We start from the raw sequence: 12,902 nt of genomic DNA, 5'->3' as shown, positions 1-12,902 counted from the left end.
AGTTCGCCGGTCACCCCGGCCGGCACCGGCGCCAGCCACTCGTCGAGGACAAACACACGCGTGTTGGCCACCGGAGTACCGACCGGCACCACACCACCGGCAACGGTCTCCTCGTCCAGAGCGGTGGTCAGGACACCGATCGTGGTCTCGGTCGGCCCATAGTGGTTCAACACCGCACACCCACCGGCACCGGCGTCCAGGACCTCCCCCACCCACTCCGGTGAAGCCGCCTCACCACCCAGCACCAACGACTTGCGCGGCAACACCGAGCCGACACCCGCCACCGACGACAACGCAGCCAGATGCGACGGCACTGCCTTGACGTGATCGATCCGGTGGTCACGCAGATAGCGGGCAACGGCATCCGCGTCCACCACCGACTCCGCGTCGAGAATGTGCAACTCACCACCGGTCGACAGACTCGTGAACACCACCGTGTTGCCCAGGTCCGTCACCTGCGCCTGCAACAGGCCATACCGCTCCCCCGGCCCACCCCAGCCCAGCCGACCCGGCACCGACCCCACGTAATTCGCCAGCCCACCATGCGTGACCACGACACCCTTCGGCCGACCCGTCGAACCCGACGTGTACATCACATACGCAGCCTGCTCCGGCAACACCGACACCCCCGCCGGCGCCGACGGATCCAGAGCACCGAGCTGCTTCACCGTCCACGGATCATCAAGCGCCACCACCCGCACCCGACCAGCAGGCAGATCCCCAACCACATCCTCCGAACCCAACAACAACACCGCACGACTGTCCGCCAACATGAACGCAATACGCTCCACCGGCAGACCCACATCCACCGGCACATACGCCGCCCCCGCCTTCCACACCCCCAACACCGCCGCAACCATCTCCACACCACGACCCAGAGCCAACGCCACCACCGACTCCCGCCCAACCCCCAGACCCCTCAAATACCGAGCCAGCCGATTCGCCCGCGCATCCAACTCACCAAACGACACCCCCACACCACCAGCAACCACCGCCACCCCACCCGGCGACCGCCCCACCCACTCCTCAAACCACCCCAACACCGAACCACCCGACACCACACCACCCGTGTCGTTCCACTCCCCCACCACCGTCCGACACTCCGCCGTCGACGTCACCGCGACCTCGTGCAGTCGCCGGTCCGGAGTCGTGACGAGTTGGCTCACCACTCGCTCCCAGCGCACCGCGATCGCCTCTGCCGTGGCGGGGTCGAAGAGGTCCGCCGCGGCGGTCATAGAGCCCTGGAGTCCCGCGGGCCGGCCCTGGATGTCGTGTGTCTCGCGGATCATGACGTCGAGGTCGAACTTGGCCACGGGCCGGTCGACCGAGAGGAGTTCGACGGCCACGCCGGGGATGTCGAGGGTGGCGTCGACGGTGTTCTCCATGGTGAGGACGATCTGGAAGAGGGGATGCCGGGCCATGGAACGTGCTGGCGCCAGCTCCTCCACCAGCCGCTCGAACGGCACATCCTGGTGGGCCAGCGCTTCGAGGCTGCGCCCACGCACCCGCGCCAGCACATCCCTGAACGTCGGATCACCACCCACATCCGTACGCACCACCAGCGTGTTCACGAAGCAACCCACGAGGTCGTCCAGACCCTCGTCCGTGCGGCCCGCCACCGCCGAGCCGATCGGGATGTCGGTACCGGCGCCCAGGCGGGACAGCAGCACCGCGAGCGCGGCCTGCAACACCATGAACACCGTCACACCCTCGGCCTTCGCCAACTCGGCAAGCGACCGGTGTGTCTCGGCGGGAATCGTCAGCGGCATGCTGTGGCCGCGGTGGCTGGCAGTGGCGGGGCGCGGGCGGTCGAAGGGCAGGGCCAGTTCCTCGGGGGCGCCGTCCAAGGCGTCGCGCCAGTAGTCGATCTGGCGGGACATCAGGCTGTCGGGGTCGCTCTCGTCGCCGAGCAACTCCCGCTGCCACAGCGCGTAGTCCGCGTACTGAACCCGCAGCGGCGGCCACTCCGGCGACTGGTCGGCTCGCCGTGCCGCGTAGGCCGTCGACAGATCGGCGGCCAGGGGGCTCATGGACCAGCCGTCGCTGGCGATGTGGTGGGCGACCAGCATCAGGCCGTACTGGTCGGCGCCGGTGTGCAGCAGCCATGCCTTGAAGGGCACTTCGTGCTCCAGGTCGAAGGCGTGCCGGGCGCGCTGTCGTACCGCCTGGGCCACGTCGTCCGCGGAGGCGTCGACGAGGTCCACCGGCTGGAGCGTCCAGTCGAGCTCCTCCAGCGGGACGACGTGCTGGTACGGCTCGCCGTCCGTGGCCGGGAAGACCGTACGCAGCGATTCGTGCCGGCCGATGACGTCCCGCAGCGCGGCACCCAGCGCGTCGGTGTCGACCGGGCCGGTCAGTTGGAGCACGCAGGGTGCGTTGTAGGTGGCGCTGCGGCCCTCGAGTTGGCCGAGGAACCACAGTCGGCGTTGTCCGAAGGAGAGCGGGATCCGGGCCGGGCGCTCCTGGCGCTGCGCGCCGCCCGTGAGCGCGGGGCGGCGGGCGGCGCCGTCCTGCCGGCCCGCGAGGTGGGCGGCGATGCCGGCCGGGGTGGGGGCGTCGAACAGCACCCGGATCTCGACCTCGGCGCCGAGCAGGACGCGGATGCGGGACATGAGCCGGACGGCGAGCAGGGAGTGGCCGCCGAGGCCGAAGAAGTCGTCGTCGACCCCGACCGAGTCCAGCCCCAGCACCTGCGCGAACGCGGCGCACAGGATCTCCTCGTGGGCGTTCGAGGGGCCGCGGTCGCCCGTGCCGGTGCCGGTGGTCTGGGCGGGTGCGGGCAGGGCCTTGCGGTCGAGTTTGCCGTTGACGGTGAGCGGCAGGCTGTCGAGCAGCACCAGGGCGGTGGGCACCATGTAGCCGGGGAGGCGCTGTTTGAGGTGCGTGCGCAGGTCGTCGACGAGTTGGTCCGGGGCGTGGCGGCGGGGCCGGTCCGAGGTCTGTGGCGGTGTCGTCCTGCCCGCGTCGATCGCGCCCGGGCGGACGGCGTAGACCATGTGCAGTCCGGTGCCTGCGACGTCCTCGGCGGTGTCGTGGCGGACGTCGAAGCCGCGGTCGCGGAGCATGCCGACAACGTCGGCGAGCCGTCCGTCGACCTCGTGCACCTCCGCCACGATCTGGCGGACGAGCGGCCAGTGCTCCTCCTCGATGCCGCGCAGGACCTCCAGCTCGCTCTTCTCCGCGTCGATCTTCAGCAGATCGATCGCCGGGATCCCGTGTTCGCGGATGAGGTCGGACAGGGTGCGCAGTTGCACCTCGACCTGTTCGCCGCGCAGCCGCTGCGCGAGCATCTCGCGCATGAGCGAGTCGTCGGCCTCCCTCATCTCGGCCGCGTGTTCGTTGCGCAGGAAGCGTTGCAGGGTGTCGCGTTCGGCGGCCTCGTCGGCGAAACGGCCGGAGAGGATCGACATCTGGGGGTAGTAGGTGAAGGTGGCCGTCTCGGCGTGCTCGCCGACACCGCAGTTGGTGACGACGGCGTCGACGTCGTTGAGTTCGGCGTTGATCCGGTAGAGCGCGGCGAGTTCGGGGATGGGTTCGAAGGCGTGGATGCGGCTGGCCGGGGCGACCTCGTTGACGTACATCGAGAACATGCCGACGTGGCCGCCGACGTCGACCACGCAGGCGTCCTCGGGCAGGCTGACGCCGAACTTCAGGTACTCGTTCTGCTCGAAGATCTCCCGGTAGAGGAACTCGATGTTGGCGCGGTTGTGGCCGAGTACGGTCATCCCGTTGGGCAGTTCGTGCCGTTCCGCGGCGTCCAGAGCGCCCTCGTCCCGCAGGCGCAGCCAGGTCGCGATCCGGCCCGCGTTCTCCTGGTCGGGCGTGACGTAGCCGACGAGCCGGGGGCCGCCGGGCTGGTCGTCGCGTGGTACCACGGCCGCCTGCGCGACGCCCGGGTGTGCGACCAGTGCCGCCTCGATCTCACCCGGCTCGATGCGGAAGCCGCGGATCTTCACCTGTTCGTCGGCACGGCCGAGGTACTCCAGCGAGCCGTCCCCGGTCCAGCGGGCCAGGTCGCCGGTGCGGTACATCCGCTCGCCGGTACCGAAGGGGCAGGCCACGAAGCGCTGTGCGGACAGGTCCGCGCGCCGCAGATACCCGCGCGCCAACTGGTCGCCCGCGACGTACAGTTCGCCGACCGCCCCGGCCGGCACCGGCAGCAGTCCCCCGTCCAGCACATAGGTCCGTAGGCCGGGAAGGCCGCGGCCGACGGGACTGGCACCGTTTCGTGCGGCGGAGTCGGCGTCCAGCGCGAGGTGCGTGACGTGCACGGTGGTCTCGGTGATCCCGTACATGTTCACCAGGACCGGTCCTTCGTCGGCCGGTCGGCGTGCGTACCACTCCGCCAGACGGCTCGGATCCAGCGCTTCGCCGCCGAACACCACGTAGCGCAGGGCGAGTCGGGCGCCGATGTCCGGCCGTTCCGCTTCGGCGGCCGTCAACTGGTAGAAGGCGGAGGGGGTCTGGCTCAGTACGGTCACCCGCTCACGCGCCAGCAGTTCCAGGAACTCACCGGGCGAGCGGGACACGGAGAAGCCGACCACGACCAGGCGGCCGCCGCGCAGCAACGCGCCCCACATCTCCCAGACCGAGAAGTCGAAGGCGAACGAGTGGAAGCAGCTCCACACGTCGTCGGCGCCGATGTCGTACACCTGCTCCGCGGCGGCGAAGAGCCGCACGACATTGCGGTGCGTGACCACGACGCCCTTGGGCCGGCCCGTCGAGCCCGAGGTGTAGATCACGTACGCCGGATGGTCCGGGGACACCCGGACCGAGCCGTCCTGCAAGGGGGAGGGGGTGCCGGGCAGTCGGGCCAGGTAGGCGGCGGTCGCCGGATCGTCGACGAACAGCAGCGGCACATCGCAGACCGGCCCGGACAGCACGTCCTCGACCGACCGGGACGCCACCACGCAGTCGGCTCCGCTGTCCGCGAGCATGAACCCGAGCCGCTCCGGGGGCTGTTGCGGATCGACCGGCAGATACGCGGCCCCCGCTTTCACGATGCCCAGCAGCGCCGTGACCACGTCCACGCCGCGGTCCATCACCACGGCGACCACGCACTCCGGCCCCACGCCCTGGCCGACGAGGTGGCGGGCCAGGCGGTTGGCGCGGGCGTCCAGTTCGGCGTACGAGATCTCGGCGCCGTCGGCGACCACGGCCACCGCGTCCGGGGTCCGCCGCGCCTGCGCCTCGAACAGCTCGGCGAGCGTGGTGTCCTCCGACTCCACGGACGACTCGTTCCACTCCTCGACCAGTTGTCGCCGCTGCTCGGTGTCGAGGACGTCGATCGTGCCGAGCGCGACCTCGGGGCCGCCGTCGAGGGCGGTTTCCAGCGCGGCGGAGAGACGGTCCATGGCGACGTGGACCAGGTCGGCGACGAACTGTGGGGCGACGGGGCTCACGGCGTCGACCGTGAGCTCGAAGCCGTGGTCGCCGAGGTCGTCGACGGAGACGTTGAGCGGGTAGTTGTCGCGCTCCTCGACATACCGGGTGGTGACGCCCTCAAGGCCTTCGTTGGACTCGTTGTTGACGTCGTCGACCCAGAGTCCGCGGTCGTTGTGGCGGTAGTTGAAGAGGGCGGTGAACAGAGGGGTGTCCCCCGCGACCCCGCTGGCCTGCTGCGCGATCGCCAGCGGCGCGTGCTCGTGTGCCACCAGCCCGGCCAGCTGTTCCCGCATCGCGGCCACCGCGGCGCTGACGCCGACACCACGTGTCCGCACCCGGGCGGGCAGGGTGTTCATGAACAGGCCCAACGCCCGGTCGGCGCCGGCTCCTCCGCTCATCCGGCCGAGCAGTACGGTCCCGAACACCACGTCGTCCCGGCCCGACACCGCCGCCAGCACCCGCGCCCACGCCACATGCCACACCGTCGCCGGACTCACCCCCAGGCTCCGGGCCACGCGGCGGACCCGTTCGGCGACCACGTCCGTCACCGGACGGTGGGCGCGCACCACCTCGGCGCCGTTGCCGTGCACGTCCAACAGACCGAAGGGCGCGGTCGGTTCGGTCACGTCTGCCAGCAGCTCACGGAAGAAACCGGCGTGATCGGCGGTGGCGATGTCGTTGCGCGCCTGGGCCACGAAGTCCCGGAACGGGGCGGGAGCAGGCAGTTGCGCCTCCTCGCCGCGCATGAACGCGCGCACTTCCTGCAGCAGCAGCGCCATGCCGGTGTGGTCCTGGATCAGGTGGTGCATCCGCAACAGCGCCAGATGCCGGCCGTCCGCCGTACGAGCCCTGTGCACATCCATCAGCGGTGCATGGGCGAGATTCATCGACCGGCCCACCGCGCCCACCAGCGCGGCCACCGGGTCGGCCGGTGCCGCCGCGGCCAGATCCACGGTGTGGGTCCGCAACTCCGCGTGGCGCCAGACGACTTGGACCGGTTCGGCGATGCCCTCCCAGACCACCCCGGTGCGATAGACGTCATGCCGGTCCACGACCCGCCGCAACGCCTCGACGAACGCGTCCAGCCGCGGGGACCCGTCGAACTCCAGGACCACGACCGTCACATAGGCGTCGGCTCCGCCCTCCGCCAGGAGGTGGTGGAACAGCAGGCCTTCCTGGAGCGGCGCCAGCGGATAGACGTCCGCCACGTTCGCCGCGCCGCCCTCGACCGTCGACACCACCCGGTCGAGCTCCGCCGCCGTCCGCCCGGCCAGCGGGACCGACTCCGGCGTGATCACCGCCGTACCCACCGGCACGCCACCCGCCGGCCGGGAACCCTCCGGACCGGCGGCCGCCACCAGCGCCGCGAGCCCACCCGGAGTCGGGGCCTCGAACAGCGTACGCACTGTCGCCGCCAGCCCGCGCGCCCGGAGCCGCTCCACCAGACGCACTCCCAGCAGGGAATGCCCGCCCAGCGCGAAGAAGTCGTCCTCGACGCCGACCGCGTCCACCTCCAGCACCTCGGCGAAGGCGGCGCACACGGCTTCCTCGCGGGCGTTCGCCAGGCCACGGGCCGCACCGTCCGCTCCGTCCGCGGTGTGCGCGGTGTGCGCGGGAGCGGGCAAGGCGTTGTGGTCGAGTTTCCCGTTGACGGTGAGCGGGAGCCGGTCGAGAAGGACGATGGCGGAGGGCACCATGTAGTACGGCAGCCGCTCGGCCGCGTACTCCCGCAGCCCGGCCACGACCTCCGCCGTCTCCGGCGTCTCCATGACGACGTAGGCGACCAGCCGTTTCTGCCCCGGCTCGTCCTCCCGCACCACCACCGCGACCTGCTCCACCCCCGGCGCCGAACCCAGCACCGCCCGCACCTCGCCCGGCTCGATCCGGAACCCCCGGATCTTCACCTGGTCATCCGCACGCCCCGCGAACAGCAACTGCCCGCCCGCGTTCCACCGCACCCGGTCCCCGGTGCGGTACATCCGCCCGCCCGCGCCCCACGGGCAGGCCACGAACCGCTCCGCGCTGAGCGCGCCCCTGCCCACGTAGCCCCGGGCCAGACCGGCACCTGTCACATACAGCTCGCCCGCGACCCCGACCGGGACCGGGCGCAGCCAGTCGTCGAGGACGGCCACACCCGTCGCCGTGATCGGCGTACCGATCACCGGTTCGTCGCCGGGTGCCAGCGCCGGCGATATCGTCGCCGCCACCGTCGTCTCCGTCGGACCGTAACCGTTGAACAGCCGCCGCCCGGCACCCCAGCGCTCCACGAGCCGAGCGTCCATCGCCTCACCCGCGGAGATCAGCACCTTTACCGAAGGCGCGTGACGCGCCGGATCCAGCACCGCCAACACCGCCGGCGGAACGGTCGCGTGCGTCACCCCGAACCGGTCCAGCACCTCCTCCAGCCCCGCCCCCGGCACCAACTCCCCACCTGGAGCCACCACCAAGACCCCACCCGAACACAGAGCCATCACCCACTCGGCCACCGCCCCGTCGAACCCGATCGACGCGAACTGCAACACCCGCGCATCCGCACCCGCCCCCAGCCGCTCACGCTGGGCGGCAACCAACCTGGCCACCCCACCATGCGTCAGCGCCACACCCTTCGGCCGCCCCGTCGACCCCGACGTATACGTCACATACGCCCCACCCAACGGCAACACAGCCCCACCACGCTCGGCATCGGACACCGCACCGCCGTCGAAGGCCGCCAGCGCACCCGGTTCATCGACGAGCAGCACCGGCACGCCCAGCTCCCCCGGCACCGCCCCGACGCACTCCCGGGACGTCACCACACACACGGCGCCGCAGTCCCCGAACACGAAGCCCATCCGCTCCGCCGGAACCCGCGGATCGACCGGAACGAACACCGCGCCCGCCTTCCACACCCCCAGCAGGACCGCCGCCACATCGATCCCCCGCCCCAGGACCACACCGACCGACGAACCGACCCCCGCCCCGGCGTCGCGCAACCACCGGGCCACTTGGTTCGCCCGCGCATCCAGCTCGCTGAACGAGACCTCGATCCCGTCGCCCACCACCGCCGACGCACCACCGCGCAGCGCCACCTGCTCCTCGAACAACCCCAACCCCGAAACCAGCCCATCCTCACCGGAGCCCAGCCCACTCCACTCCGCCAACCGACCCCACTCCCCCGCCACCAACACATCGGTGCCGTGCAGCGCGTGGTCCGGGTCGGCGGTGAGCCGGTCGAGTACGTGGGACCAGCGCTCGGCGATCGCGTGGGCCGTGGTGGGTTCGAAGAGGTCGGCCGCGGCGGTGAGGCCGCCGCGCAGTCCGGCAGGGGCGCCGTCGGCGTCGTATGTCTCGGAGACGGTCAGTTCGAGGTCGAGCCTGGCGGCGAGCACCAGGGCGTCGGCGGGTACGGCACCGCCGGCCCGGACACCGGGCAGGTCCAGTGCCGCTCGCTCGACGTTCTGGAGGGTGAGCATGACCTGGAAGAGGGGATGGCGGCTCATCGACCGGCTCGGCGCGAGCTCCTCGACCAGGCGCTCGAACGGCACGTCCTGGTGGGCCAGCGCCTCGACGCTGCGTTCCCGCACGCGGGTGAGCACGTCACGGAAGGTGGGGTCGCCGCTCAGGTCGGTACGGATGACAAGGGTGTTGAGGAAGTAGCCGACGAGGTCGTCCAGGTTCTCGTCCGTGCGGCCGGCCACCGCCGAGCCGATGGGTATGTCCTCGCCCGCGCCGAGGCGGGAGAGCAGCACGGCGAGCGCGGCCTGGAGCACCATGAACACGGTCACGCCCTCGGCCCGGGCCAGTGCCACGATCCGTGCGTGCACGTCGGCCGGTACGGTCAGCGGCGCTATGTGGGCGGCGTGGTCGGACACCGCCGGGCGGGTCCGGTCGAACGGCAGCTCCAGTTCCTCCGGTATGCCGTCCAGCGCCGCCCGCCAGTAGCCGACCTGCCGGGCGAGGACGCTGTCCTGATCGTCCTCGGCGCCGAGCAGCTCACGCTGCCACAGCGCGTAGTCCGCGTACTGGACCGGCAGGGGCGCCCACTGCGGCGCACGTCCCTCCCGCCGTTCCGCGTAGGCGAAGGACAGATCGCGGGCGAGGGGCCGCATGGACCAGCCGTCGCTGGCGATGTGGTGCACGACGAACAGCAGTACCGCCTGGTCCGCGCCGCTCTCGGGGGCGATGGCAGCCGCCAAGCGGTCGTCACCGCTGAGACGCAGTTCGCCGAGGCTCGTCTCGACCAGGTCCGCGGACACTTCGCCGCCGAGTTCCGCGTCGCCGGGTCCGGTCTCCAGCAGCCAGGCACGGATGGGGATTTCGCGCGCGAGGTCGAAGGCGTGGGCCGCCTTGTCCCGGACGGTCTCGACGAGGCCGGGGCTGTTCGCCGCCCGCAGGTCCACGGTTTCCAGGTTCCAGTCGAGGTCCCACAGGTTGACGATCTCCTGGTGCGGTTCGCCGTCGACGCTGGGGAAGACCGTACGGAGCGTCTCGTGCCGGCCGATGACGTCCCGCAGCGCGGCAGCGAGTGCGGCCCGGTCCAGGTCGCCGGTCAGGCGCAGGGCGACGGGCAGGTTGTAGGTGGGACGGGCGCCTTCGAGGCGGCCGAGGAACCACAGCCGCTGCTGCGCGAAGGACAGCGGTACGCGCGGCGTCCGCTTGCGGGCGGTGAGGGCGAGCCGGGTCCGGCCGGCACCCTTTTGGTCGAGGTGGACCGCGAGCCCGGCCGGGGTCGGCGCCTCGAACAGCGCGCGCACCTGTACCTCGGCACCGAGGAGTACGCGGACTCGCGAGATGAGCCGGACCACCATGAGGGAGTGGCCGCCCAGGGCGAAGAAGTCGTCGTCGACGCCGACCGAGTCCACGCCCAGGACCTCGGCGAACGCCCGGCAGAGCAGGGCTTCACGAATATCGCCGGGTTGCCGGACCGACCTGTCGCGCAGAGCCTGTTCCGGTGAGGGCAGGGCCTCGTGGTCGAGTTTGCCGTTGACGGTCAGCGGGAGCCGGTCGAGCGGCACGATCGCGGAGGGCACCATGTAGTACGGCAGCCGCTCGGCCGCGTACTCCCGCAGCCCCGCCACAACACCCGCCATCTCCGCCGCCTCCGGCGTCTCCGGCGTCTCCATGACGACGTAGGCCACCAGCCGCTTCTGTCCCGGCTCGTCCTCCCGCACCACCACCGCGACCTGGCCCACCCCCGCAGCCGAGCCCAGCACCGCCCGCACCTCACCCGGCTCGATCCGGAACCCCCGGATCTTCACCTGCTCATCCACCCGCCCCGCGAACACCAACTGCCCGTCCGCGTTCCACCGCACCCGGTCACCCGTCCGATACATCCGCTCACCCACGACAAACGGGCAGGCCACGAAACGCTCAGCAGTCAGAGCACTCCTACCGACATAACCCCGAGCCAGCCCGGCCCCGGTCACATACAACTCCCCGACCCCGCCCACCGGCACCGGCCGCAGCCAGTCGTCGAGTACCACCGCACCCGTCGCCACAATCGGCGTACCGATCACCGGCTGATCACCCGGTGCCAACGCCGGCGACACCGTCGCCGCCACCGTCGTCTCCGTCGGCCCGTAACCGTTGAACAGCCGCCGCCCACCGCCCCACCGCTGCACGAGCCGACCGTCCATCGCCTCACCGGCGGAGATCAGCACCTCCACCGAACCCGCGTGACGCGCCGGATCCAGCACCGCCAACACCGCCGGCGGAACGGTCGCGTGCGTCACCCCGAACCGGTCCAGCACCTCCTCCAGCCCCGCCCCCGGCACCAGCACCTCACCAGACGCCACCACCAACACCCCACCCGAACACAGAGCCATCACCCACTCCGCCACCGCCCCGTCGAACCCGATCGACGCGAACTGCAACACCCGCGCACCCCGGCCCACTCCAAAACGCTCCCGCTGCGCAGCGACCAGCCTGGCCACCCCGCCATGCGTCAACACCACACCCTTCGGCCGCCCCGTCGACCCCGACGTGTACGTCACATACGCACCGGCCAACGGCAACACAGCCCCGCCACGCTCGCCATCCGAAAGCGGAGCCCCTTCAAGGGCAGCCAACTCCCGCACCACACCCGGCTCGTCGACCACCAGTACCGGAGCGTCCAGGTCTCCCGGGACCGCCTCCGCACACTCACCCGACGTCACCACACACATGACATCCGCATCCCGGAACACGAACCGCATCCGCTCCGACGGAACCCGCGGATCCACCGGAACGAACACCGCACCCGCCTTCCACACCCCCAACAACACCACCACCACATCAACCCCACGCCCCAGCACCACACCCACCGACGAACCAACCCCCACCCCCACACCCCGCAACCACCGAGCCACCCGATTCGCCCGCACATCCAACTCACCGAAAGAAACCCCACCCCCCTCACCCAGCACCGCCAACGCATCCCCGTCCAAACCCACCTGCTCCTCGAACAACCCCAACCCCGAACCCCAGCCACCAGCCACACCACGACCCAACCCACCCCAACCCACCAACCGACCCCACTCCCCCGCCACCAACGCATCGGCGTGGCGGAGGGGTTCGTCGGCGGCGGCGCGGTTCAGCCACTCCAGCGCCCGGTGGTACCGCAGCTCGGTCTCCTCGTCGCGCCCGGTGGCGGGGACGTGGTGGACGGAGACGGTGCAGTCGCCGAAGCGGGGGGCCGGGTGCGCGGGGAGGAGTTCGGCCTCGATGTCGTGGAGGGGGGTGCCGGCGTCGAGGCCGAGGTCGCGCAGCATGTGGTCGTACGGGAAGCGTCGGTGGCTCAGTGCGGAGCGCAGCGCGGAGACGCTCGCCCGGACGAGGTCCTGTGCGGTCATCAGCGGGGTGAGCCTGACGCGTACGGGCAGGACGGACCCGGCTCCGGTGCCTGCCTGGCTCCGGGGGAGGACACCGATGACGACGTCCTCGTCGCCGGTGAGCTGGTGCGCGGTCAGGGCGACGGCCGCGAGGGCGGTCGCGTCGGTGCCGGCGGGCACGCGCAGCCGTCGTCCGGGGTCCGTGGGCTCGGTGAGGCCGGCGAGCGAGCGCGCCCAGTAGCGCCGGTCCTCCTCGTACGCCGGGTAGTTCGGGTAGTCGGCCGGGGTGTCCGGGGAGGCCGGGCGGTGCCGCGGCGCGGGGGGCTCGGTGTCCGCGGTGAGGGCGGCGTAGTGCGCGGCGACCCGGTCGCGGAAGAGTGCGGCATCGCGCGCGTCCTCGACCAGGCGGTGGCTGCGCCGGTACCAGAGCACGTGGTCCGGGCCCAGGACGTAGAGGGTCTGGGCGGTGAGCGGGCGGCCGGTGTCGGCGGACGGGCGCGGGGTCCACAGGTCCTCGCGCATGTCGCGCTCGGCTGCCGCGCGCGGGTCGGGCTCGGTGCGCAGGTCCGTCAGGCGGACTTCGGCGAGGGTGTCGCCGACGTGGTGGCTCCGGAGACGGTCGGCCGCCTCGGCGGACGTGGTGCGCAGGGCCCGTAGCAGCAGGTCCGTGTCGAGGCCGCCGCGGATCTCGACGTATTCACCCGTGTTTCCGGTCGTGCGGTCCGCCAT

General features: G+C 71.5%; 1 protein-coding gene (only partly in view). It reads right to left on the bottom strand.

Going from position 1 to position 12,902, the window contains the following annotated elements; translation table 11 throughout:
* A protein-coding gene (locus tag ACGF5O_RS24050) for an amino acid adenylation domain-containing protein (protein ID WP_393811922.1) crosses the window boundary here: on the bottom strand, nt 1–12,902 show its 5' portion. It extends 3,991 nt beyond the left edge of the window; only the first 12,902 of its 16,893 coding nucleotides appear in the window; its start codon is at nt 12,900–12,902; its stop codon lies beyond the left edge, outside the window.

The organism is Streptomyces sp. NPDC048291, from assembly GCF_043201715.1.
In the GTDB taxonomy this organism is placed as follows: domain Bacteria; phylum Actinomycetota; class Actinomycetes; order Streptomycetales; family Streptomycetaceae; genus Streptomyces.
This window is presented reverse-complemented; position numbering and strand designations above follow the sequence as displayed.